Origin of the sequence: Pantoea graminicola, assembly GCF_048452665.1 — a bacterium.
GTDB lineage: Bacteria > Pseudomonadota > Gammaproteobacteria > Enterobacterales > Enterobacteriaceae > Pantoea.
Map to the genome: position 1 here is coordinate 421221 of NZ_JBLWSJ010000004.1, position 23668 is coordinate 444888.

The following is a 23668-nucleotide window of genomic DNA, read 5'->3' on the forward strand; positions in this document are numbered from 1 at the left end:
GTAATTTCATCTGCCTGAACCCCGCGACGTATAGTCCCGTTAATACAAAGTTAAAACATCAGGGTTAACGTGAACTATCTGCCTCTTTTTGCCGATCTCTCTGGCCGCCCGGTTCTGGTTGTCGGCGGTGGAGATATTGCGGCGCGTAAAATTGAACTGCTGCGCCGCGCGCGCGCGCATATTCAGATCGCGTCCCGTGAGCTCTGCCCTGAACTGCAGGCACTGCTGGATGAGCAGGCGCTGGAGTGGGTGGCGACAGAATTTGATCCGGCCCAGCTGGATAACGTCTTTCTGGTGATTGCCGCCACCGACGATAACGCACTCAATACCCGGGTTTTCGAAGCCGCTAATGCGCGGCATAAGCTGGTCAACGTGGTCGATGACCAGCCGAAATGCACCTTTATCTTCCCTTCGATTGTTGACCGCTCACCACTGGTGGTGGCGATCTCCTCCAGCGGCACCGCACCGGTGCTGGCCCGTATGCTGCGCGAAAAAATCGAAACGCTGCTGCCCGCCAGTCTGGGACAGATGGCGGAGGTGGCCGGACTCTGGCGCGATAAGGTCAAACAGCGCTTCAGCCGCATGTCTGACCGTCGCCGCTTCTGGGAACGCGCCTTTGAGGGGCAGTTTGCCAGCCAGATGTCCGCCGGCAATGTGGAAGAGGCGAAACAGACGCTGGATCGTGAACTTCAGGCCGAACCCACCCGTCAGGGCGAGATCTTCCTGGTGGGCGCGGGCCCGGGCGACAGCGGCCTGCTGACGCTGCGCGGGCTGCAGGTGATGCAGCTGGCCGACGTGGTGCTGTATGACCATCTGGTCAGTGAAGAGGTGCTGGATCTGGTGCGCCGCGATGCCGACCGCATCTGCGTCGGCAAACGCGCCAGCGCCCATACGCTGCCGCAGGACGAGATCAACCAGCTGCTGGTTTCCCTGGCGCTTAAGGGTAAGCGGGTCGTGCGGCTCAAGGGGGGAGATCCCTTTATCTTTGGCCGCGGTGGCGAAGAGCTGCAGGCGGCACAGCAGGCGGGTGTTCCCTTCCAGGTGGTGCCGGGCGTTACGGCCGCCGCAGGCGCAACGGCCTATGCCGGTATTCCGCTGACGCATCGCGACTACGCGCAGAGCGTAATGTTTATCACCGGTCACTGCCGCCCGGACGGGCATGACATCGACTGGCCATCGCTGGCGCGTGCGCGTCAGACGCTGGCGATCTATATGGGTACCGTGAAGGCGGCCGCGATCAGCGAAGCGTTAATCACGCACGGTCGTGCGCCATCCACGCCGGTAGCGGTCATCAGCCGCGGTACCCGCCAGGATCAGCAGGTGCTGACCGGCACCTTAGAACAACTTGAGGCGCTGGCCGCCTCAGCACCCACTCCGGCGCTGCTGGTGATTGGAGAGGTGGTCAATCTGCACGGGCAACTCGCCTGGTTTAAACATTCGGCACAGCAGGGGACTCGCGAGTCCGCCGTTGTCAATCTGGCTTGAGGGAAAATCATGGACCAAAAACGACTCACTCATCTGCGTCAGCTGGAGGCGGAGAGTATCCATATCATTCGCGAAGTGGCGGCGGAGTTCAGCAATCCGGTGATGATGTATTCCATCGGTAAAGATTCGTCCGTCATGCTGCATCTGGCGCGCAAAGCCTTCTACCCCGGCACGCTGCCATTCCCGCTGCTGCATGTGGATACCGGCTGGAAATTCCGTGAAATGTACGAATTCCGTGACCGCACCGTGAAGGCGATGGGCGCAGAGCTGCTGGTTCACCGCAACCCGGAAGGCGTGGCGATGGGGATCAACCCCTTTGTCCACGGCAGTGCCAAACACACGGACATCATGAAGACCGAAGGGCTGAAGCAGGCGCTGAACAAATATGGTTTTGATGCGGCCTTTGGCGGCGCACGTCGTGACGAAGAGAAGTCTCGCGCGAAAGAGCGTATCTACTCCTTCCGCGACCGTTTCCACCGCTGGGACCCGAAAAACCAGCGTCCTGAGCTGTGGCACAACTACAACGGTCAGATCAACAAAGGCGAAAGCATTCGCGTCTTCCCGCTGTCGAACTGGACCGAACTGGATATCTGGCAGTACATCTTCCTGGAAAACATCGAGATCGTGCCGCTCTATCTCGCCGCACCGCGTCCGGTGCTGGAGCGTGATGGCATGCTGATGATGATCGATGACGATCGCATCAACCTGCAGCCGGGCGAGGAGATCACCGAACGGATGGTGCGTTTCCGTACGCTGGGCTGCTGGCCGCTGACCGGCGCCGTAGAGTCGGAGGCGCAGACGCTGCCGGAGATCATCGAAGAGATGCTGGTTTCCACCACCAGCGAGCGTCAGGGCCGCGTGATCGATCGCGATCAGTCCGGTTCGATGGAACTGAAAAAACGTCAGGGTTATTTCTAAGGAGACGCCAGATGAATACCGTAATTGCACAACAGATTGCCGACCAGGGCGGCGTTGAAGCCTGGCTGACCGCGCAGCAACACAAAAGCCTGCTGCGTTTTCTGACCTGCGGCAGCGTGGACGATGGAAAAAGTACCCTGATCGGTCGTCTGCTGCATGACACCCGTCAGATCTATGAAGATCAGCTCTCCTCGCTGCACAACGACAGCAAGCGTCACGGCACCCAGGGTGAGAAGCTGGATCTGGCACTGCTGGTGGATGGCCTGCAGGCGGAGCGTGAGCAGGGCATTACCATCGATGTGGCCTACCGCTACTTCTCAACCGAAAAGCGTAAATTTATCATCGCCGACACGCCGGGCCACGAGCAGTACACCCGTAACATGGCGACCGGCGCTTCAACCTGTGACCTGGCGATCCTGCTGATCGACGCGCGCAAAGGCGTGCTGGATCAGACCCGCCGTCACAGCTTTATCTCGACGCTGCTGGGGATCAAACATCTGGTCGTGGCGATCAACAAGATGGATCTGGTGGAGTACAGCCAGGAACGCTTCGAACAGATCAAACAGGATTACCTCGATTTTGCGGCCCAGTTGCCGGAGGATCTCGACATCCGCTTTGTGCCGATGTCGGCGCTGGAAGGGGACAACGTCGCCTCTGCCAGCCAGACCATGCCGTGGTACAGCGGCCCGACGCTGCTGGATGTGCTGGAAACCGTGGAGCTGAAGCGCGTCGTCGATCATCAGCCAATGCGTTTCCCGGTGCAGTACGTCAACCGTCCGAACCTGGATTTCCGTGGCTATGCCGGTACGCTGGCGTCGGGCAGCGTGCAGGTGGGACAGCGTGTGAAAGTGCTGCCTTCCGGCGTCGAGTCCACCGTTGCGCGCATCGTCACCTTTGATGGCGATCTGCAGGAAGCGGGCGCTGGCGAGGCGATCACGCTGGTGCTGCAGGATGAGATTGATATCAGCCGCGGCGATCTGCTGGTTGACGCTGGTGAAACGCTGACGGCGGTTCAGTCGGCCAGCGTTGACGTGGTCTGGATGGCAGAGCAGCCGCTGCAGGCCGGTCAGAGCTACGACCTGAAAATCGCCGGTAAGAAGAGCCGTGGCCGGGTGGAAAAGGTGCTGTATCAGGTTGAGATCAACTCGCTGGAGACGCATCAGGTCGATGCGCTGCCGCTGAACGGCATCGGTCGCGTTGAGATCACCTTTGATGAGCCGATGGTGCTCGACAGCTATCAGCAGAACCCGGTAACCGGCGGCATGATCTTTGTCGATCGCCTGAGCAACGTCACCGTCGGGGCTGGCATGATCCATCAGCCGCACCTGGATGCGCCGGTTAACAGCGGTGAGTTCAGCGCCTTTGAACTGGAACTGAATGCGCTGGTGCGCCGCCACTTCCCGCACTGGAATGCGCGTGATCTGCTGGGCGGTCAGTAATGGCCGTGCATGATGAGAACGTGGTGTGGCATGATCATCCGGTGACCCGCGCCTCACGCGAGCAGCAGCATGGCCATCAGGGGGTGGTGCTGTGGTTTACCGGGCTGTCTGGCTCGGGTAAATCGACCGTTGCGGGCGCGCTGGAGCAGGCGCTGCATCGCATCGGCGTCAGCACCTATCTGCTGGACGGTGATAACGTGCGTCACGGCCTCTGCCGTGACCTCGGTTTCAGCGATGATGACCGCAAAGAGAATATCCGGCGGGTCGGCGAAGTGGCGAAACTGATGGTGGATGCCGGGCTGGTAGTGCTGACGGCCTTTATCTCGCCGCATCGCGCCGAGCGGCAGATGGTGCGCGATCTGCTGGAACCGGGGCAGTTTATCGAGGTGTTTGTTGATACGCCGCTGGCGGTGTGTGAAGCGCGCGATCCCAAAGGGCTCTATCGAAAAGCGCGCGCCGGTGAACTGCGTAATTTTACCGGCATTGACAGCGTTTACGAGGCACCGGACAGCCCGGAAATCCAGCTGGATGGCGAACAATTGGTTACAAAACTGGCGGCCCAATTGTTAGACCTGCTGCGCGACCGCGATATCATCAGATCCTGAAGAGACAGCGGCAGATCGCTTCTGATTTGCCGCCCTCGCTCCAACAGGATGCCTATGCAGAACATTACCCCAATGCTCGCCCGTAAAGATGATGCTTCCCGTGATGAGCCGCGCTCATTGCTGCCGGGCGGCGTGATCGGCTTTCTCGCTTACTGGTGCGCGCTGGCGATCCCTTTCCTGCTGTTCGGCTCTAACACGCTGTTTTTCTTTCTTTATACCTGGCCATTCTTTCTGGCGCTGCTGCCGGTCGCCGTGGTCACGGGCATCGCACTGAGCACGCTGCTCAGCGGTCAGTGGCTCTGGGCTGCGCTCGCCACGGTGATTATCGTGGTGACGCTCTTCTGGCTGATGTTCTCTTTTCTCTCCGGCTGGTAAGCCCTCTCTCCGCCTGCACTGATGTGCAAACGCATCGGCAGGTTACAAATCTTTTCCCTAAGAATCGGCACTGATTCATATTTTGCGCAGACACAGCGCAAAGCGCGCCATTTTCGCCGCTGGTGTGGAGTCCTGTGCAAAGTTATGGGATGATTGGGCCGTTTTTAGGGGGCGGGATGGGAAAACTGACGTTACTGTTACTGGTGCTGCTGGGCTGGCTGCAATATTCGTTGTGGCTGGGGAAAAATGGCATCCATGACTATACGCGCGTCAATGATGATGTCGCGGTGCAACAGGCAAACAATGCCAAACTGAAATCGCGCAACGATCAGCTGTTTGCCGAAATTGACGATCTCAATGGCGGCTCGGAAGCGATCGAGGAGCGTGCACGCAATGAACTGGGCATGATTAAGCCCGGTGAGACTTTCTATCGTCTGGTGCCTGACCAGAACAAACGCAACGCGCAACTCTCTGCGCAAAACCAACAACGATAAAACATGAACACTCTGGCCTCCCTTGCGGATGTGATTGCCGTGGTGCCCGCTGCCGGGATCGGCAGCCGCATGCAGGCAACCTGTCCGAAGCAGTATCTGACGATTGGTCAGCACACCCTTCTGGAACACAGCATTGCCCGTCTGTTTTCCCATCCTGCTATCCGACAGGTTATTGTCGCCCTCAGCCCCGACGATCAGTACTTCAGTTCACTGCCGCTGGCCCAGGATCCGCGTGTGCTCCGGGTGACGGGCGGTGAGACGCGTGCTGAATCGGTGCTGGCTGGCTTACAGGCCGCTCAGGGTTCCGCGTGGGTGCTGGTCCATGACGCCGCGCGTCCCTGCCTGCATCCCGACGATCTTCAGCAACTGCTGAATGTGCGTCAGCAGAGTCACGTCGGCGGCATTCTGGCCGCGCCGGTGCGCGACACCATGAAACGGGGCGAGCCGGGCAAAGCGGCGGTCGCCCACACGGTGGAACGCGATGACCTCTGGCACGCCTTAACGCCGCAGTTCTTCCCGCATGCGCTGCTTACCGCCTGCCTGACGCGGGCGCTGGCCGAAGGTGCCACCATCACCGATGAAGCCTCGGCGCTGGAGTACTGTGGCTACCATCCGCTGCTGGTCAGCGGACGCAGCGATAACATCAAAGTCACCCGGCCAGAAGATCTGGCGCTGGCGGCATTTTATCTCAGTCAGATTCAATTAAAGGAGAGCGCATGATGCGTATCGGTCACGGTTTTGACGTTCACGCCTTTGGCGGAGAAGGTCCGTTAGTGATTGGCGGTGTGCGGATCCCATTTGAGCACGGTTTTATCGCCCATTCGGATGGTGATGTGGCGCTGCATGCGCTCACTGACGCTCTGCTGGGGGCCGTCGCGATGGGCGATATCGGCAAACTGTTTCCCGACACCGATCCCGCCTTTAAAGGCGCGGACAGCCGGGGCCTGCTGCGCGAGGCCTGGCGTCGTATCGAAGCCAAAGGCTATCGCATCGGCAATGTGGACGTCACGATTATCGCGCAGGCACCTAAAATGCTGCCGCATGTGCCGCAGATGCGAATCAATATTGCAGAAGATCTGGGCTGCCATATGGATGCGGTCAACGTGAAAGCCACCACCACCGAAAAGCTGGGCTTTACCGGGCGCGGTGAAGGGATCGCCTGCGAGGCGGTGGCCTTACTGTTGAAAGCAGACAGCCAATGAATCTGACTTACCTGCACGGTGCGCCCGCCGCCTCTGGCGTCATCAAGGCGAAGCCGGAAGACTTTGTGGTGGTGGAAGATCTGGGTTATGGCCCGGATGGGGAAGGTGAGCATCTGCTGGTGCGCATCCGGAAAGTGGGGGCTAACACCCGCTTCGTGGCGGAAGCGCTGGCAAAATATCTTGGCGTACCTGCGCGCGATCTCAGCTATGCCGGAATGAAAGACCGCCACGCGGTAACAGAGCAGACACTCTGTTTTCGTCTGCCAGGCAATACCATGCCCGATCTGCGCGGTTTCGCGCTGGAAGGCGTAGAGATTCTGCAGGCGGTACGTCACAAGCGTAAGCTGCGCATCGGTGCGCTGGCAGGCAACGCCTTCCGGCTGGTCATTCGTGAAATCAGCGACCGTGATGCCGTTGAAACCCGGCTGGCGCAGATCTGCGCGGCGGGCGTGCCGAACTATTTCGGTGAGCAGCGTTTTGGTCGCGGTGGTAACAATCTCGCGATGGCGCAGAAGTGGGCGCGCAATGAGATCACCCTGCGCGACCGCAACAAACGCAGCCTGATGCTCTCTGTCGCGCGCAGTGCGCTGTTTAATCAGGTGACCAGCGCACGTCTGCAGCAGCAGGGTGGACTGACTCAGGTGCTCAACGGCGATGCACTGCAGCTGACCGGGCGCGGCAGCTGGTTTGTCGCCCAGCCCGATGAGCTGGCTGAGTCGCAGCGCCGGGTCAACCAGCATGAGCTGCGCATTACCGCGCCGCTGCCGGGGCGGGGCGAGCCAGGCCCGCAGGCGGAGGCGCTGGCCTTTGAACAGCAGGCACTGGCGGATGCCACGCTGCTGACCGGACTGCTCGAACGCGAGAAAGTGGACGCCGCACGCCGCGCGATGCTGGTGGTGCCGCGCGATATGCAGTGGCACTGGCAGGATGCGGCGACACTGGCGCTGGCGTTCTGGCTGCCCGCCGGCAGCTTTGCCACCAGCGTTGTCCGGGAACTGCTGACTTACGCGGACTCGCCCGACCAGCCTGATGAATAAGCATTGCCGCAACCTGACCCGCTGTGTGGGTAATGTTGCGGCAAACCCCCGTCGTCCTGTGATTTACGCCTACCACTTCCTCGCGTGCCTCGCTAGAATGCAAAAATCGCTGTCCATGTCCCACCTGTCGCCATGCCGTTCAGACAGGTTCAGTTACAGCGACCAGTCGAATAAAAAAAGGTCAGAACGAAATGCGGATATTGCTCAGCAACGATGACGGCATTCATGCGCCAGGGATTCAGACTCTGGCGAAAGCCCTGCGGCAGATTGCTGACGTGCAGGTGGTTGCCCCCGATCGTAACCGAAGCGGTGCCTCGAACTCATTAACCCTGGAAACGCCTCTGCGCACCTTTACCCATGAAAACGGCGATATCGCGGTTCAGATGGGCACGCCGACCGATTGTGTCTATCTGGGGGTGAATGCACTGATGCAGCCGCGTCCCGATATTGTGGTGTCAGGCATTAACGCCGGTCCCAATCTGGGTGATGATGTGATCTACTCCGGCACGGTGGCGGCCGCGATGGAGGGGCGGCATCTTGGCTTACCGGCCATTGCGGTGTCGCTGAACGGCCACGAGCACTACGCGACGGCGGCGGCGGTGGTCTGCGCCATCCTCAGGGCGCTGACCCATGAACCGCTGCGCACGGGCCGTATTCTCAATATCAACGTTCCCGATTTGCCACTGGCAGAGCTTAAAGGCATCCGCGTTACGCGCTGCGGCAGCCGTCATCCTGCCGATCAGGTGATTGCCCAGCAGGATCCGCGCGGCAATACCCTCTACTGGATTGGCCCGCCCGGCGAACAGCTGGATGCGGGGCCGGATACGGATTTCGCCGCCGTGGATCAGGGCTACGTGTCTGTCACCGCGCTGCACGTCGACTTAACGGCGCACAGCGCGCAGGATGTGCTCAGCGACTGGCTGACCAAAGCTGAGGTAAACCTGGCATGGTGAACCGGCGTATCGAGACATTGCTGTCACAACTGCGTCAGCAGGGCATCGACGATGAAAATCTGCTGAAGGCCATGAGTGACGTGCCGCGTGAGCGTTTTATCGACGAGGCGTTTGAGCACAAAGCCTGGGACAATGTTGCTCTGCCTATCGGCTCCGGACAGACGATTTCTCAGCCCTATATGGTGGCGCGAATGACCGCACTGCTGGCGCTAAATCCGCATTCGCGGGTGCTGGAGATTGGCACCGGCTCCGGCTATCAGACGGCGATTCTGGCCCATCTGGTCGATCACGTCTATTCCGTGGAGCGCATTAAAGGGCTGCAGTGGCAGGCTAAACGCCGTCTCAAGCAGCTGGATCTGCATAATGTCTCCACCCGCCACGGCGATGGCTGGCAGGGCTGGCCGTCGCGTGGCCCGTTCGATGCCATTATCGTCACGGCGGCACCGCCGGAAATTCCGATTGCGCTGATAGCACAACTGGCAGAAGGCGGCATTATGGTGCTGCCGGTTGGCGAGGATCAGCAGGTACTGAAGCGCCTGCGTCGTCAGGGTGAAGATGTCGTGGAGGAGATCATCGAGCCGGTGCGTTTTGTGCCTCTGGTACAGGGCGATCTGGCCTGACCTTCTACGTATTTCTTCACAACTGTTTCATGGCACCACGTAGCTGATGTTGTTACTATCCGGTTTATTGAATAAAAACGCAGATTTTACCGCGCCATGCAGAGCATTCTGCTGGCAGGTACAGTGAAACACACAGAACAGCGCTGCCATCACGGGGGATTAATGAGCACGGGAAGCACACTTTTTCAGTTACGCCGTCTGGCGGCTCTTTCACTGGTAGGTTTCTGGCTGGCAGGATGCAGCTCTGGCGACAATTCTCAGGCGCCCATCAGTCGCGTCGGCGATGATGGCGGCATGCTGAATAGCCAGTCGGGCGGAGGCCAGGTTTCGGGTGGTATTCCTGCCGCACCCACTCAGGGACAAATGTTAAGCAGAAATTCAGCATCTGCCCCAGCCAGCGGTGGAATGATTAGTACCAGCAATAATGTTGAGACGCAGAATGGCCGTATAGTGTACAACCGCAGTTACCAGAATATTCCCAAGGGTAGCTACTCCGGTGAAACTTATACCGTTAAGCGCGGAGACACATTGTTTTACATTGCCTGGATTACCGGCAACGATTTCCGCGATTTAGCCCAGCGCAACAACGTTCCTGCGCCATACAGCCTGAATGTCGGACAGACTTTACAGATTGGAAATGGGTCGGGCCAGCCGATTACCGGTGGAAATTCCATTACCGCTGCTGATGCAACGCAGGGCGGGGTTCCGGCGGCACCACAAATTAAATCTCCTGCTGTTGCACAGCAACCTGTTATTACGTATTCTGATGATTCGGGAACTTCGGGTGGCAGCAAACTGTTGCCTTCGAAAGGAGCAAATGTTGCAACGACAACAGCTCCAGTGATTACCGCACCCCCTACGGTTAGCAGCACAACCAACAGTTCAACGCCGGTCGGAAGCTGGCGCTGGCCGACTGATGGGAAGATTATCGATAACTTCTCTGCCGCCGAAGGTGGCAATAAAGGCATCGATATCGCCGGGACACGCGGACAATCTGTGGTTGCCACGGCTTCAGGACGCGTGGTGTACGCAGGTAACGCACTCCGGGGTTACGGTAATTTAATCATCATTAAACACAATGATGATTACCTGAGCGCCTACGCCCACAACGATACAATGCTGGTCCGGGAACAACAGGAAGTTAAGGCGGGGCAAAAGATCGCTACCATGGGTAGCACCGGAACCAGTTCAGTCAGATTACATTTTGAAATTCGTTACAAGGGGAAATCCGTAAACCCGTTGCGTTATTTACCGCAGCGATAATCCGGCAGAACACAACAGCTTTATGTTCTGCCCTGGAATCACGGGTAGGAGCCGCTTATGAGCCAGAATACGCTGAAAGTAAACGAGTTACATGAGAACGCGGAATTCGATGAGAACGGAGCTGAAATTTTTGACGAGAAGGCTCTCGTTGAAAACGAAGCCAGTGATAGCGACGTAGCGGAAGAAGAGTTGCTATCACAGGGTGCGACGCAGCGTGTCTTAGATGCGACGCAGCTCTATCTTGGGGAGATTGGCTATTCTCCGTTGTTAACGGCAGAGGAAGAAGTGTTCTTCGCTCGCCGTGCATTGCGGGGTGATATCCCTTCCCGTCGCCGTATGATTGAAAGTAACTTACGCCTGGTGGTAAAAATCGCCCGTCGTTACAGCAATCGTGGTTTAGCCCTGCTGGACCTGATTGAAGAAGGTAACCTCGGTCTGATTCGCGCCGTTGAGAAATTTGACCCGGAGCGCGGGTTCCGTTTTTCAACGTATGCCACCTGGTGGATTCGTCAGACTATTGAACGGGCGATCATGAATCAAACCCGTACCATTCGTCTGCCGATTCACATCGTGAAAGAACTGAATGTTTATCTGCGTACTGCGCGTGAACTTTCCCACAAGCTTGACCATGAGCCGAGTGCGGAAGAGATCGCTGAGCAGCTGGATAAACCGGTTGATGATGTAAGCCGCATGTTGCGTCTCAACGAACGCATCACCTCAGTCGATACGCCGTTAGGCGGAGATTCTGAGAAAGCGCTGCTGGATATTCTGGCCGATGAAAAAGACAACGGCCCGGAAGACACCACGCAGGACGATGATATGAAACAAAGCATCGTCAAATGGCTGTTCGAACTGAACGCCAAGCAGCGTGAAGTGCTGGCACGTCGCTTCGGTCTGTTAGGCTATGAAGCTGCAACGCTGGAGGATGTGGGTCGTGAAATCGGCTTAACCCGCGAGCGTGTACGTCAGATTCAGGTTGAAGGTTTGCGCCGTCTGCGCGAAATCCTGCAGGCGCAGGGCCTCAACATTGAAGCACTCTTTCGTGAATAATCGTCACTAAGCCATTCGGCTGACTGACGCGAAAAGCGGTGGTGAAAACCACCGCTTTTTTTATGCCTGCGGAAAAGTGAGACGTGATCGGAAGGCGGAAAGCAGGGAAGAACCGCACCGCATGGCGGCGCGGCAGAGTGTCAGACCAGCGACTTAAGACGGTAAATCCAGTCGAGAGCCTGACGCGGTGTCAGCGTATCCGGGTCCAGTGCTTCCAGCGCCTCTACGGCAGGCGATGTCTCCTCAACCAGCAGCGGCAGCTGAGACCCATCCACGGTCGAGGACGCGGCGTGGCCGGACACCGTTTCCAGCTCCTTCAGCTTGTTCCGCGCCCGCTTAATCACCTCTTTGGGCACGCCAGCCAGCGCGGCCACGGCCAGACCATAGCTCTTACTCGCCGCGCCATCCTGTACGCTGTGCATAAAGGCGATCGTCTCTCCATGCTCGACGGCATCCAGATGGACGTTGACGACGCCCTCCATTTTTTCCGGCAGGGTGGTCAGCTCAAAGTAGTGCGTAGCAAACAGCGTCATGGCCTTGATGCGGTTGGCCAGGTTCTCGGCGCAGGCCCAGGCCAGCGACAGACCGTCATAGGTTGAGGTGCCACGGCCAATCTCATCCATCAGCACCAAACTGTTTTCGGTGGCGTTGTGCAGGATGTTGGCGGTTTCCGTCATCTCTACCATAAAGGTCGAACGGCCGGAGGCCAGGTCATCAGCCGCCCCGACGCGGGTAAAGATGCGGTCCAGCGGGCCAATCAGCGCCTCATCGGCGGGCACAAAACTTCCCGTCCAGGCCATCAGCGCAATCAGCGCCGCCTGCCGCATATAGGTACTTTTACCGCCCATATTGGGCCCGGTAATAATCAGCATCCTGCGCTGAGGCGCCAGCGACAGCGGGTTGGCAATAAACGGCTCTTTCAGCACCTGTTCAACCACAGGATGGCGACCGCCGCTGATTTTAATCCCGGCTTTATCCTGTAATACCGGACGGCAATAGTTAAGCGTCCAGGCGCGTTCCGCCAGGTTGCTTAGCACATCCAGCTCAGCCAGCGCCGCTGCACTCAGCTGCAGATCTTCAAGATGGGGCAGCAGCTGGTCGAACAGCGCCTCATAGAGACTTTTTTCCAGCGACAGGGCTTTGCCTTTGGAGGTGAGGACTTTGTCTTCATACTCCTTGAGTTCCGGAATGATGTAGCGCTCGGCATTTTTCAGCGTCTGACGGCGTACATAGTGCATCGGAACCTGATGGCTCTGCCCGCGGCTGACCTGGATGTAATAGCCGTGTACGCCGTTAAATCCGACCTTCAGGGTATCCAGCCCCAGCTTCTCGCGCTCACGGACCTCCAGCCTGTCGAGGTAGTCGGTGGCACCATCGGCCAGCGCGCGCCACTCATCCAGCTCCGCGTTGTAGCCGGGGGCAATTACGCCGCCGTCGCGGATCAGCACCGGCGGTGACTCGATAACCGCCTGCTCCAGCAGCTCGCGCAGTGCGGCAAACTCGCCCATGCGGGTACGCAGCTTCTGCAGCAGAGGAGCCTGCACATCGGCCAGCAGCCGGTTAAGTTCCGGCAATTGCTGGAAAGCGTGACGCATGCGGGCCAGATCGCGCGGGCGGGCGGTGCGCAGAGCCAGACGAGCCAGAATACGCTCCAGGTCGCCAACCTGACGCAGCACCGGTTGCAGTGCTTCGCTGAGGTTCTGCAGCTCGGCAATCGACGCCTGGCGCTGGGTTATCGTCTCCACATCACGCAGCGGCATATGCAGCCAGCGCTTCAGCATCCGGCTTCCCATTGGCGTGACCGTTTTATCCAGCACGGCCGCCAGGGTATTGTCGGTGCCGCCTGCCATGTTCTGAGTGATCTCCAGATTACGGCGGGTGGCGGCATCCATGATAATGCTGTCCTGCTGCCGCTCCATGCTGAGTGAGCGGATATGGGGCAGCGTGGTGCGCTGCGTATCTTTGGCATACTGCAACAGGCAGCCCGCCGCGCTCAGTCCCAGGTGCGCACTCTCCACGCCGAAGCCGTTAAGATCGCGGGTGCCGAACTGCAGATTAAGCTGCTGACGCGCGGTATCGATCTCAAACTCCCACAGCGGACGGCGGCGCAGGCCGCGTCGCTGGTCGATCAGTGACATCGCCTGAAAATCTTCGGGGTAGAGCAGCTCCGCGGGATTGGTGCGCTGCAACTCGGCCGCCATGGTTTCGGCATCGGCGGGTTCGCTCAGGCGAAAGCGGCCTGAACTGATGTCCAGAGTGGCGTAGCCAAAACCGCGCGGGCTCTGCACAATCGCCGCCAGCAGATTGTCATGCCGCTCCTGCAACAGCGCCTCATCACTGATAGTGCCGGGGGTCACGATGCGCACCACCTTGCGCTCAACCGGCCCTTTGCTCAGCGCCGGATCGCCGATCTGTTCGCAGATGGCAACCGATTCACCCAGCTGCACCAGCTTAGCCAGATAGCCTTCAACCGCATGATGGGGCACACCAGCCATCGGAATCGGTTCACCTGCGGATGCACCGCGTTTGGTGAGTGAGATCTCCAGCAGTTGTGAGGCGCGCTTAGCGTCGTCATAAAACAGCTCGTAGAAGTCACCCATCCGGTAAAACAGCAGAATGTCAGGATGCTCTGCCTTGAGGCGCAGGTACTGCTGCATCATTGGCGTATGAGAAGGAAAGTCCTTTTCGGTTGGCTCTTGCATAAGGTTTTAACTCATCTTTGCTGCGGTAAAGTTCTGGCGGTCAACGCCCATGAAACCGAAAGGGATTAGCGTCGGCGCGCAGGATGACCCGATGATAACGAATAGGGCAGGGCATATGCCAGCCTGACGCGGTGCTGCGATCCTGACCGGGTGAAACCTGACAGGCATCCTGGCAAATGTGGCGGCGGCTGGCGACAGAAAAGTCGCGGTTTTCACCTCCCTGCGCGATTGCTGCGAGACGGCTCGCGGTTTATGCCGCCATTCAGCGGGCCAGACCGCCACAGGATTGCTTCAGGGCGTGGTCCTGGTCAGTGCAGCCCGTTCTGCAACGCCCAGACAGCGGCTTCGAGCCGGGATTTGAGGTTCATCTTCTTCAGCAGGTATTTGACGTGAACCTTGACGGTGCTTTCGCTGATCGCCAGTTTGCGGGCAATGGCTTTGTTCGTCATCCCGTCACTGATCAGTTGCAGAATGTCCCGTTCACGCCGGGTCAGCTGACTGATGTCGCGCGGCCGCGCAGGCTGCGCTTCACGCAGTCGGGCAACCAGAATCGGCGTCAGCGCCTCACTCAGGACAATCTGACCGGCCGCCGCCTGATACAGGGCTTTCAGCAGGGCTTCCGGCTCCATATCTTTCAGCAGATATCCGTCAGCGCCGCGCTTCAGTGCGCTGACGACATCCTCCTCGTTATCTGAGACGCTGAACACCACCACCCGACCGGACAGGGCCATTTCGCGTAACTGCGTCAGGACATCCAGACCGTTCAGACCGGGCATGTTGAGATCGAGCAGGATCAGGTCAGGATCGTGCTGCTGAGCCAGCGCCAGCCCCTCGGTGCCGTTACCGGCTTCGGCCACCACCTGCAGTCGCGGATCCAGTTCCGTCAGCTGCTTCAGCCCGCTACGCAGCATGGGATGATCGTCAATCAATAAGAGCGTGTATTTCTCAGCCGTCACAATCTCTCCTGTTTCTGTCAGACCGCCAGCGTCGCGCAGACGACGAGGCCTATTTTAACGGGGAAGCAGGGAGGCCACATACCCCCAAAGGACTACTCCTTTATTTCCATCTGACCCTCCCCCGGCGGGGGCGGTGGAGAGGTGCGTTTAAACCTTATGATTTATAAGGATTATCGTTTTCCGGTCCGCTACTTAACCGGGATGAGCCGGAGCGGCCGTGCGCGGGCAACCTGCCTTGCCGTTGATTTGTGTCAAGCAAGCGGGCAGGACGGATACGCAGGATATGCACAATTATTATTCTGCTGATGAGAGATCTATGACCCAATCTGCCCCTTTGCAAACCCCGACGCGCGGCGCCTTAATTCAGGACTGGCAGCCGGAAAATGAAGCGTTCTGGCAGGCGCGTGGTAAACGTATCGCCAGCCGTAATCTGTGGATTTCTGTGTTCTGCCTGCTGCTGGGCTTCTGCGTCTGGATGCTGTTCAGCACCGTTGCGGTTAACCTGAATAAAGTTGGCTTTAACTTCAGCACAGAACAGCTCTTTTTGCTGACCGCGCTGCCTTCTGTCTCCGGGGCGCTGCTGCGGGTGCCTTACTCTTTCGTCATTCCCATCTTCGGCGGACGCCGCTGGACCGCTTTCAGTACCGGTATCCTGATCATCCCCTGCCTGTGGCTCGGCTTCGCCGTGCAGGACAGTCAGACCTCCTTCGCAACGTTTATGGTAATTGCCCTGCTGTGCGGCTTCGGCGGCGCAAACTTCGCCTCCAGCATGGGTAACATCAGTTTCTTCTTCCCCAAAGCCCATCAGGGCGGCGCGCTGGGCATCAACGGCGGGCTGGGCAACCTCGGCGTCAGCGTGATGCAGTTCGTCGCACCGCTGGCGATCTCCTGCGCGATTTTTGCGTTTGCGGATAAAGGCCACGTTACCGTCGCCGGTGAGAGTATCTGGCTGGAAAACGCCGCCTGGATCTGGGTGCCGTTCCTGGCGGTCGGCACACTCGCGGCCTGGTTTGGCATGAACGATCTGGCGGCGGCGAAATCTTCGCTGCGTGAACAGCTGCCAGTGCTGAAACGGCCGCACCTGTGGGTGATGGCGCTGCTCTATCTGGCGACGTTCGGATCCTTTATCGGCTTTTCTGCCGGTTTTGCCATGCTGACCAAAACCCAGTTCCCTGGCGTGGTGATCATGCATTACGCCTTTTTCGGGCCGTTTATCGGCGCGCTGGCGCGTTCCGCAGGCGGCATCATTTCTGACCGTTTTGGTGGTACGCGCGTCACCCTGATCAACTACGTGCTGATGGCGCTGTTTGCCGCGCTGCTGTTCCTGACGCTGCCGGGTGACGGACACGAAGGCTCGTTCATCGCCTTTTTCGCCATTTTTATGGGCCTGTTCCTGACCTCCGGTCTGGGCAGCGGCTCTACCTATCAGATGATTGCGGTCATCTTCCGCAAACTGACGCTGGAACGCATCAAAGCCGAAGGCGGTGACGATGCGCTGGCTCAGCGTGAAGCGGCAACCGAGACCTCGGCGGCGCTGGGCTTTATCTCTGCGATCGGTGCGCTGGGCGGCTTCTTTATCCCGCAGACCTTTGGCCTGTCGCTCGCTATGACCGGCTCACCTGCCGGCGCAATGAAAATCTTCCTGGTCTTCTATCTCTGCTGCATCGCGGTGACCTGGCTGGTTTACGGGCGAAAAGCGCGCGCCTGATAACAACAAGGCCGGTGTGGCGCACCGGCACCATTTTCCTTTCTGTGTCGCGACAGATACAGAGTCAGCAATGTCATACCAGGCCTTCAGGAGTATTCCGGATGAGCAAGTTTCTTGATCGATTTCGTTATTTCAAACAGCTGGCCGAGCCCTTTTCCGGCCAGCACGGCCAGACGCTCAACAGTAACCGCGACTGGGAAGAGGGTTACCGCAGCCGCTGGCAGCACGATAAAATCGTGCGCTCAACCCACGGCGTGAACTGCACCGGCTCATGCAGCTGGAAAATCTATGTGAAAAACGGACTGGTCACCTGGGAGACCCAGCAGACCGACTATCCGCGCACCCGGCCCGATCTGCCCAATCATGAACCCCGTGGCTGTCCACGCGGAGCCAGCTACTCCTGGTATCTCTACAGCGCGAACCGCCTGAAATATCCGCTGATGCGTAAGAAGCTAATCCAGCTATGGCGGGAAGCAAAAGCGCAGCACCACGATCCGGTTGACGCCTGGGCGTCCATCATCAGCAACCCGGAGAAAGCCCGCAGCTACAAACAGGCGCGGGGACGCGGAGGCTTTGTCCGCTCCAGCTGGCAGGAGGTCAACGAGATGATCGCCGCCGCCAACATCTGCACCGCGAAGACCTTTGGCCCGGACCGCATCATGGGCTTTTCGCCCATCCCGGCGATGTCGATGGTCTCTTACGCCGCGGGCGCGCGCTATCTCTCTCTGATTGGCGGCACCTGCCTGAGCTTCTACGACTGGTATTGCGATCTGCCACCTGCGTCACCCATGACCTGGGGTGAGCAGACCGACGTGCCGGAGTCGGCCGACTGGTATAACTCCTCCTATATCATGGCCTGGGGTTCAAACGTGCCGCAGACCCGTACCCCGGATGCGCACTTCTTTACGGAGGTGCGCTACAAAGGCACCAAAACTGTGGCGGTCACGCCGGACTATGCCGAAGTCGCCAAGCTGTGTGACCAGTGGCTGAATCCGAAGCAGGGCACCGACAGCGCGATGGCGCTGGCAATGGGCCACGTCATGCTGAAAGAGTTTCATCTTGACCGTGAAGTCACCTATTTCCGCGACTACGTGCGCCGCTATACCGACATGCCGATGCTGGTGCTGCTGGAGCCGCGTGAGGGAGGCTACTATGCCGCAGGCCGTCAGCTGCGCGCCAGCGATCTGGTGGATGGACTCGGTCAGGAAAATAACCCGGAATGGAAAACCGTGGCGCTGAACCAGGCGACCGGTGAACTGGTTGCGCCGCAGGGCTCTATCGGCTTCCGCTGGGGCGAGAAGGGCAAATGGAATCTGGAGCAGCGCGATGGCCTGACACAGCAGGAAGTGGAGCTGCAGCTCAGCCTGCTCGGCAGCCACGACGAGGTGGTTGAGGTCGGTTTCCCCTACTTTGGCGGCATCACCCGCGAGCATTTCAACAGCGTTGCCCTGGATGAGATTCTGCGGCATAAGCTGCCGGTGAAACGGCTGCAGCTGGCGGATGGCAGTGAGGCGCTGGTCACCAGCGTCTACGACCTGACGCTGGCGAACTACGGCCTGGATCGCGGCCTGGAGGATGCCAGCTGCGCGCAGAGCTACGATGAGATCAAGGCCTATACCCCGGCCTGGGCCGAGCAGATCACCGGCGTCTCCCGTCAGAACATTATCCGCATTGCCCGCGAATTCGCCGAAAACGCCGAAAAGACCCGCGGTCGTTCGATGATCATTGTCGGTGCCGGTATGAACCACTGGTATCACATGGACATGAACTACCGTGGCCTGATGAACATGCTGATCTTCTGCGGCTGTGTCGGTCAGAGCGGCGGTGGCTGGGCGCACTATGTCGGCCAGGAGAAACTGCGTCCGCAGACCGGCTGGACGCCGCTGGCCTTTGGCCTCGACTGGCAGCGTCCGCCGCGCCAGATGAACAGCACCTCCTTCTTCTATAACCACTCCAGCCAGTGGCGCTATGAAACCCTGGCGACAGAGGAGCTGCTGTCACCGCTGGCGGATAAGCGCCGCTACACCGGCAGCCTGATCGACTTCAACGTTCGTTCCGAACGCATGGGCTGGCTGCCCTCCGCGCCACAGCTTAACGTCAACCCGCTGCACATCGCGGCACGGGCGAAAGCGGCCGGACAGTCGCCGCTGGCGTACACCGTAGAGAGCCTGAAGCAGGGCACCGTACGTTTTGCGGCCGAGCAGCCGGACGATCCACAGAACTTCCCGCGTAACCTGTTTGTCTGGCGCTCCAACCTGCTTGGCTCGTCAGGTAAAGGCCATGAGTACATGCTGAAGTATCTGCTGGGCACTGAAAATGGCATTCAGGGTAAAGACTTAGGCCAGCAGGGCCGCGAGAAGCCGGAAGAGGTGGAGTGGCAGGAGCAGGGGGCCGAAGGCAAACTCGATCTGGTGGTCACCCTCGACTTCCGTATGTCGAGTACCTGCCTCTACTCCGATGTCGTGCTGCCCACTGCGACCTGGTATGAAAAGGACGACATGAATACTTCGGACATGCATCCGTTTATTCATCCGCTGTCAGCCGCTGTTGATCCGGCGTGGGAGTCGAAAAGTGACTGGGAGATCTATAAAGGCATCGCCAGAGCGTTCTCCGATCTCTGCCCGGGCCATCTGGGGGTGGAAACCGATGTCGTCACGCTGCCGGTATTGCATGACTCGCCTGCGGAGCTGGCGCAGCCGTTTGACGCAAAAGAGTGGAAAAAGGGCGAGTGTGACCTGATCCCCGGCAAAACCGCACCACACATCATGGTGGTGGAGCGCGACTATCCGGCGACCTGGGAACGCTTCACCTCCCTGGGACCCCTGCTGGAAACCCAGGGTAACGGCGGCAAAGGTATCAGCTGGAACACCTGCAAAGAGGTCGATTTCCTCAAGCAGCTCAATTATGTCAAAGCGGCAGGCCCGGCAGCGGGTCAGCCCAATATCGACACGGCAATTGATGCGGCAGAGGTGATTCTGGCGCTGGCCCCGGAAACCAATGGGCAGGTGGCGGTAAAAGCCTGGCAGGCGCTGGGCGAGATCACCGGCCGCGATCACACCCATCTGGCGCTGAACAAGGAAGATGAGAAGATCCGCTTCCGCGACATCCAGGCGCAGCCGCGCAAAATTATCTCCAGCCCGACCTGGTCTGGTCTGGAAGATGAGCATGTCTCCTATAACGCCTGCTACACCAACGTCCATGAGCTGATCCCGTGGCGTACGCTGAGCGGCCGTCAGCAGCTCTATCAGGATCATGAGTGGATGCGCGCCTTTGGCGAGAGCCTGATGGTCTATCGTCCGCCTGTCGATACCCGCGCGGCGAAACCGTTACTGAACAGCAAACCCAACGGTAACCCGGAGAAAGCGCTGAACTTCCTGACGCCACACCAGAAGTGGGGCATTCACTCAACCTACAGCGACAACCTGCTGATGCTGACGCTGTCGCGCGGCGGACCGATCGTCTGGATGAGTGAAGATGACGCCCGCGAACTGGGCATTGCGGACAACGACTGGATCGAGGCGTTCAACGCCAACGGGGCGCTGACCGCCCGCGCGGTGGTGAGCCAGCGTATTCCGGCCGGGATGACCATGATGTATCACGCGCAGGAGCGCATCGTGAATATTCCCGGTTCGGAGATCACCAGTCAGCGCGGCGGGATCCATAACTCGGTGACGCGTACCTGCCCGAAACCGACGCATATGATCGGCGGCTACGCGCAGCTCTCCTGGGGCTTTAACTACTACGGCACCGTCGGCTCTAACCGCGATGAGTTTGTGGTGGTAAGAAAAATGAACAACGTTAACTGGTTAGATGGCGAGGGCAACGATGCCTGCCAGGGCAGCCAGCAGGAGGTAAAACCATGAAAATTCGTTCACAGGTCGGCATGGTGCTGAACCTCGACAAATGTATCGGCTGCCACACCTGCTCGGTGACCTGTAAAAATGTCTGGACCAGTCGTGAAGGCATGGAATATGCCTGGTTTAACAATGTGGAAAGCAAGCCGGGCGTCGGCTATCCGCACGCCTGGGAAGATCAGCAGAAGTGGAAGGGCGGCTGGATCCGTAAGATCAACGGCAGGCTGGAGCCGCGCATGGGCAGCCGCGTCGGCCTGCTGTCGAAGATCTTCGCCAACCCTGACGTGCCTGCGCTGGATGACTACTACGAACCCTTTGATTTTGACTACCAGCATCTGCACACAGCGCCCGCCGGTAAACATCAGCCGATCGCCCGCCCGCGCTCGCTGATCACCGGTCAGCGGATGAAAAAAATCGAAAACGGCCCGAACTGGGAAGAGATCCTCGGCGGCGAGTTTGCCAAGCGCTCGCAGGACAGGAATTTCGACAACATCCAGAAGGAGATCTACGGCCAGTTCGAGCACACCTTCATGATGTATCTGCCGCGCCTGTGTGAGCACTGTCTTAACCCGGCGTGCGTGGCGACCTGTCCGAGCGGCGCAATCTACAAGCGCGGCGAAGATGGCATCGTACTGATCGATCAGGATAAATGTCGCGGCTGGCGGATGTGCCTGACCGGCTGTCCCTACAAGAAAATCTACTTCAACTGGAAAAGCGGCAAATCAGAAAAATGTATTTTCTGTTATCCGCGTATCGAGGCGGGTCAGCCCACCGTCTGCTCGGAAACCTGTGTCGGCCGGATCCGTTATCTCGGTGTGCTGCTTTATGACGCCGACCGGATCGAACAGGCGGCCGCTGCGAAAAACGAGAAGGATCTCTATCAGAGCCAGCTGGATATCTTCCTTGATCCCAACGATCCGGTGGTGATCGCCCAGGCGCTGAAAGATGGCGTCGCGCAGAGCGTGATCGATGCGGCGCAACGCTCGCCGGTCTACAAAATGGCGATGGAGTGGAAGCTGGCGCTGCCGCTGCATCCTGAATACCGTACGCTGCCGATGGTCTGGTATGTGCCCCCGTTGTCACCGATTCAGTCGGCGGCAGATGGCGGCGCGCTGGCGCACACCGGCGTGCTGCCGGATGTAGAAAGCCTGCGGATTCCGGTTGAGTATCTGGCGAATCTGCTGACCGCCGGTGACACCGCGCCGGTGCTGATGGCGCTGAAGCGGATGCTGGCGATGCGTCACTACAAGCGCGCGGAAAGCGTGGAGGGAGAGCGGGATATCCGGGCGCTGGAGCAGGTCGGCCTGACCGAAGCACAGGCGCAGGAGATGTACCGCTATCTGGCGATCGCAAACTATGAGGATCGCTTTGTGGTGCCCTCCAGCCATCGCGAACTGGCAGGCGAAGCCTTCCCGGAAAGCAAGGGCTGCGGCTTCAGCTTTGGCGATGGCTGCCGCGGCAGCGACAGCAAATTTAACCTGTTCAACAGCCGCCGTATTGATGCTATCGACATCGGTAAGAAGACGACGCGCCCGGAGGATGCCTCATGATCACGCTGCGTATTGTGTCGCGCCTGCTCGACTACCCGGACGAGGCGCTCTTTACCCACGCCCGCGACCTGACGGAGGCGCTGGATAGCGCCTGCGAACTCAGCGAGCCGCAGCGCGCACGGCTGGCAGACTTTATTCAGCAGCTCTGCGCCCGGCCTCTGCTCGACGTGCAGGCTGACTACTGCGAACTGTTCGATCGCGGCCGCGCCACCTCGCTGCTGCTGTTTGAACATGTGCACGGGGAGTCACGCGACCGCGGTCAGGCGATGGTCGATCTGCTGGAACAGTATCGCGCCGACGGTCTGGAGCTGGACAGCAAAGAGCTGCCCGACTATCTGCCGCTTTACCTTGAGTATCTCGCCTGCAAAAGCGATGAGGACGCCCGTCAGGGGCTGGATGACATCGTACCGATTCTGGCACTGCTGACCGCCCGCCTTGAGGCGCGACAGAGTCCTTACGCCGACCTTTTCGCGGCATTGCTGGCGCTCTCCGGCAGCGCAGTGGATGCTGCGGCGCTGAAACCGCAGGTAGCGCAGGAGGCACGCGACGACACCCCGGCGGCGCTCGATGCCGTCTGGGAAGAGGAGCAGATTAAATTTCTCGGCGAACAGGGCTGTGTCCCGGCGCAGCAGGCGATGCATCAGCGTCGCTTCGCCGCTGCGGTCACGCCGCAGTATCTGGATATCGCCGCGGCCACGGCGCGTACCACTGGAGAATCAGCATGAATTTTATCAACACCTTCTTCTTCGATATTTACCCCTATCTCGCCGGGACGGTCTTCCTGGTGGGAAGCTGGCTGCGCTATGACTACGGGCAGTACAGCTGGCGCGCCGGTTCCAGCCAGATGCTGGACAAGAAGGGGATGCGCCTCGCCTCCAACCTCTTCCACATCGGCATCATCGGTATCTTCTTTGGTCATGCCGTCGGGATGCTGACGCCGCACTGGATGTATGAATCCTTTCTGCCGATCGATGTGAAGCAGAAGCTGGCGATGATCGCCGGTGGCCTGTTCGGTGCAATGACCCTGGCGGGTGGGGCGCTGCTGCTGAAGCGCCGGCTGACCAATCCCCGGGTGCGCGCCACCAGCAGCGTCGGTGACATTCTGATCATCACACTGCTGGTGGCGCAGGCCACGCTGGGCCTGCTGACCATCCCTTTTTCCGCTCAGCATCCGGACGGCAGTGAAATGATGAAGCTGGTGGGCTGGGCGCAGGCGGTGGTGACGTTCCACGCGGGTGCGTCTCAGCATCTGGACGGGGTGGCGCTGATCTATCGCATCCACATGGTGCTGGGAATGACGCTGTTCCTGCTCTTTCCGTTCTGCCGCCTGGTGCACATCTGGAGCGCGCCGGTTGAGTATCTGACCCGCCGCTATCAGCTGGTGCGAAACCGCCGCTAAACGCAGCCTGGCCGCGGGAAAAACCCTCCCCCGCGGCCATCGTGACCGCTCCCCTCAT

Annotated in this window: 20 protein-coding genes; 18 read left to right on the top strand and 2 right to left on the bottom strand. The window is 59.2% G+C overall.

What is annotated here, in order from left to right; genetic code table 11:
- Positions 1-69 precede the first annotated feature (69 nt).
- The 13 genes from cysG (at position 70) to rpoS (ending at position 11441) form a co-directional block, all read left to right on the top strand.
- Complete coding sequence (cysG, locus tag ACNY69_RS12615) at positions 70-1485, top strand: siroheme synthase CysG (protein ID WP_111141635.1); 1416 nt, start codon at positions 70-72, stop codon at positions 1483-1485.
- 9 nt (positions 1486-1494) lie between these two features.
- Complete coding sequence (cysD, locus tag ACNY69_RS12620) at positions 1495-2403, top strand: sulfate adenylyltransferase subunit CysD (protein WP_111141637.1); 909 nt, start codon at positions 1495-1497, stop codon at positions 2401-2403.
- 11 nt (positions 2404-2414) lie between these two features.
- Positions 2415-3842, top strand: coding sequence for a sulfate adenylyltransferase subunit CysN (gene cysN / locus ACNY69_RS12625; RefSeq protein ID WP_418798555.1), 1428 nt, complete (start codon positions 2415-2417; stop codon positions 3840-3842).
- On the top strand, positions 3842-4447 hold the full coding sequence (cysC, locus tag ACNY69_RS12630) for an adenylyl-sulfate kinase (RefSeq protein WP_293770349.1): 606 nt from the start codon (positions 3842-3844) through the stop codon (positions 4445-4447). Before cysN ends, cysC begins: the two co-directional genes overlap by 1 nt.
- Positions 4448-4501: 54 nt before the next feature.
- Positions 4502-4822 carry a DUF3561 family protein gene (locus tag ACNY69_RS12635; RefSeq protein WP_128085829.1) on the top strand — a complete coding sequence of 107 codons (321 nt, stop codon included), beginning with the start codon at positions 4502-4504 and terminating at the stop codon, positions 4820-4822.
- 176 nt (positions 4823-4998) lie between these two features.
- Positions 4999-5316 carry a cell division protein FtsB gene (gene ftsB, locus ACNY69_RS12640; RefSeq protein ID WP_111141653.1) on the top strand — a complete coding sequence of 106 codons (318 nt, stop codon included), beginning with the start codon at positions 4999-5001 and terminating at the stop codon, positions 5314-5316.
- 3 nt (positions 5317-5319) lie between these two features.
- Positions 5320-6036, top strand: coding sequence for a 2-C-methyl-D-erythritol 4-phosphate cytidylyltransferase (gene ispD, locus ACNY69_RS12645; protein ID WP_111141645.1), 717 nt, complete (start codon positions 5320-5322; stop codon positions 6034-6036).
- The gene (gene ispF, locus ACNY69_RS12650) at positions 6036-6518 is read left to right on the top strand and encodes a 2-C-methyl-D-erythritol 2,4-cyclodiphosphate synthase (protein WP_293770465.1); all 483 of its coding nucleotides are present in this window, start codon (positions 6036-6038) and stop codon (positions 6516-6518) included. The genes ispD and ispF overlap by 1 nt, the downstream gene beginning before the upstream one ends.
- A complete protein-coding gene (gene truD, locus ACNY69_RS12655; protein ID WP_111141647.1) occupies positions 6515-7555 on the top strand; it encodes a tRNA pseudouridine(13) synthase TruD in 1041 nt (346 codons plus the stop codon). Before ispF ends, truD begins: the two co-directional genes overlap by 4 nt.
- Before the next feature lie 191 nt (positions 7556-7746).
- Positions 7747-8508, top strand: a complete 762-nt coding sequence (surE, locus tag ACNY69_RS12660; protein WP_367395787.1) for a 5'/3'-nucleotidase SurE — start codon at positions 7747-7749, stop codon at positions 8506-8508.
- Positions 8502-9128, top strand: coding sequence for a protein-L-isoaspartate(D-aspartate) O-methyltransferase (locus tag ACNY69_RS12665; RefSeq protein ID WP_293770342.1), 627 nt, complete (start codon positions 8502-8504; stop codon positions 9126-9128). The genes surE and ACNY69_RS12665 overlap by 7 nt, the downstream gene beginning before the upstream one ends.
- A gap of 162 nt (positions 9129-9290) precedes the next feature.
- On the top strand, positions 9291-10391 hold the full coding sequence (gene nlpD, locus ACNY69_RS12670) for a murein hydrolase activator NlpD (protein WP_111142180.1): 1101 nt from the start codon (positions 9291-9293) through the stop codon (positions 10389-10391).
- Between the two features lie 57 nt (positions 10392-10448).
- Complete coding sequence (gene rpoS / locus ACNY69_RS12675) at positions 10449-11441, top strand: RNA polymerase sigma factor RpoS (RefSeq protein WP_009086923.1); 993 nt, start codon at positions 10449-10451, stop codon at positions 11439-11441.
- A 140-nt stretch (positions 11442-11581) separates the two neighbouring features.
- On the opposite strand, the gene mutS is transcribed toward rpoS, so the two are convergent.
- Together mutS and narL are read right to left on the bottom strand one after the other, a co-directional pair.
- Positions 11582-14143, bottom strand: a complete 2562-nt coding sequence (mutS, locus tag ACNY69_RS12680; RefSeq protein ID WP_111142181.1) for a DNA mismatch repair protein MutS — start codon at positions 14141-14143, stop codon at positions 11582-11584.
- A gap of 308 nt (positions 14144-14451) precedes the next feature.
- Positions 14452-15099, bottom strand: coding sequence for a two-component system response regulator NarL (gene narL, locus ACNY69_RS12685; protein WP_293770337.1), 648 nt, complete (start codon positions 15097-15099; stop codon positions 14452-14454).
- Between the two features lie 316 nt (positions 15100-15415).
- Here narL and ACNY69_RS12690 point away from each other — a divergent pair, with 316 nt between their 5' ends.
- The 5 genes from ACNY69_RS12690 to narI all read left to right on the top strand — a co-directional run bounded on the left by ACNY69_RS12690 (position 15416) and on the right by narI (position 23610).
- Entirely contained in the window at positions 15416-16807 is a 1392-nt protein-coding gene (locus ACNY69_RS12690) for a NarK family nitrate/nitrite MFS transporter (protein ID WP_418798562.1), read from the top strand.
- 101 nt (positions 16808-16908) lie between these two features.
- A complete protein-coding gene (locus ACNY69_RS12695; protein ID WP_418798565.1) occupies positions 16909-20670 on the top strand; it encodes a nitrate reductase subunit alpha in 3762 nt (1253 codons plus the stop codon).
- Positions 20667-22211, top strand: a complete 1545-nt coding sequence (gene narH / locus ACNY69_RS12700) for a nitrate reductase subunit beta (protein ID WP_111141442.1) — start codon at positions 20667-20669, stop codon at positions 22209-22211. Before ACNY69_RS12695 ends, narH begins: the two co-directional genes overlap by 4 nt.
- Positions 22208-22936, top strand: coding sequence for a nitrate reductase molybdenum cofactor assembly chaperone (gene narJ, locus ACNY69_RS12705; protein ID WP_111141441.1), 729 nt, complete (start codon positions 22208-22210; stop codon positions 22934-22936). The genes narH and narJ overlap by 4 nt, the downstream gene beginning before the upstream one ends.
- A complete protein-coding gene (narI, locus tag ACNY69_RS12710; protein WP_111141440.1) occupies positions 22933-23610 on the top strand; it encodes a respiratory nitrate reductase subunit gamma in 678 nt (225 codons plus the stop codon). The genes narJ and narI overlap by 4 nt, the downstream gene beginning before the upstream one ends.
- The last annotated feature ends 58 nt before the right edge of the window (positions 23611-23668 follow it).

What these genes read in the sequence shown, in the direction of transcription:
- cysD (WP_111141637.1), top strand. Translation starts at nt 1,495, where the DNA reads ATGGACCAAAAACGACTCACTCATCTGCGTCAGCTGGAGGCGGAGAGT.
- cysN (WP_418798555.1), top strand. Translation starts at nt 2,415, where the DNA reads ATGAATACCGTAATTGCACAACAGATTGCCGACCAGGGCGGCGTTGAA.
- cysC (WP_293770349.1), top strand. Translation starts at nt 3,842, where the DNA reads ATGGCCGTGCATGATGAGAACGTGGTGTGGCATGATCATCCGGTGACC.
- ACNY69_RS12635 (WP_128085829.1), top strand. Translation starts at nt 4,502, where the DNA reads ATGCAGAACATTACCCCAATGCTCGCCCGTAAAGATGATGCTTCCCGT.
- ftsB (WP_111141653.1), top strand. Translation starts at nt 4,999, where the DNA reads ATGGGAAAACTGACGTTACTGTTACTGGTGCTGCTGGGCTGGCTGCAA.
- ispD (WP_111141645.1), top strand. Translation starts at nt 5,320, where the DNA reads ATGAACACTCTGGCCTCCCTTGCGGATGTGATTGCCGTGGTGCCCGCT.
- ispF (WP_293770465.1), top strand. Translation starts at nt 6,036, where the DNA reads ATGCGTATCGGTCACGGTTTTGACGTTCACGCCTTTGGCGGAGAAGGT.
- truD (WP_111141647.1), top strand. Translation starts at nt 6,515, where the DNA reads ATGAATCTGACTTACCTGCACGGTGCGCCCGCCGCCTCTGGCGTCATC.
- surE (WP_367395787.1), top strand. Translation starts at nt 7,747, where the DNA reads ATGCGGATATTGCTCAGCAACGATGACGGCATTCATGCGCCAGGGATT.
- ACNY69_RS12665 (WP_293770342.1), top strand. Translation starts at nt 8,502, where the DNA reads ATGGTGAACCGGCGTATCGAGACATTGCTGTCACAACTGCGTCAGCAG.
- nlpD (WP_111142180.1), top strand. Translation starts at nt 9,291, where the DNA reads ATGAGCACGGGAAGCACACTTTTTCAGTTACGCCGTCTGGCGGCTCTT.
- rpoS (WP_009086923.1), top strand. Translation starts at nt 10,449, where the DNA reads ATGAGCCAGAATACGCTGAAAGTAAACGAGTTACATGAGAACGCGGAA.
- mutS (WP_111142181.1), bottom strand. Translation starts at nt 14,143, where the DNA reads ATGCAAGAGCCAACCGAAAAGGACTTTCCTTCTCATACGCCAATGATG.
- ACNY69_RS12690 (WP_418798562.1), top strand. Translation starts at nt 15,416, where the DNA reads ATGACCCAATCTGCCCCTTTGCAAACCCCGACGCGCGGCGCCTTAATT.
- ACNY69_RS12695 (WP_418798565.1), top strand. Translation starts at nt 16,909, where the DNA reads ATGAGCAAGTTTCTTGATCGATTTCGTTATTTCAAACAGCTGGCCGAG.
- narH (WP_111141442.1), top strand. Translation starts at nt 20,667, where the DNA reads ATGAAAATTCGTTCACAGGTCGGCATGGTGCTGAACCTCGACAAATGT.
- narJ (WP_111141441.1), top strand. Translation starts at nt 22,208, where the DNA reads ATGATCACGCTGCGTATTGTGTCGCGCCTGCTCGACTACCCGGACGAG.
- narI (WP_111141440.1), top strand. Translation starts at nt 22,933, where the DNA reads ATGAATTTTATCAACACCTTCTTCTTCGATATTTACCCCTATCTCGCC.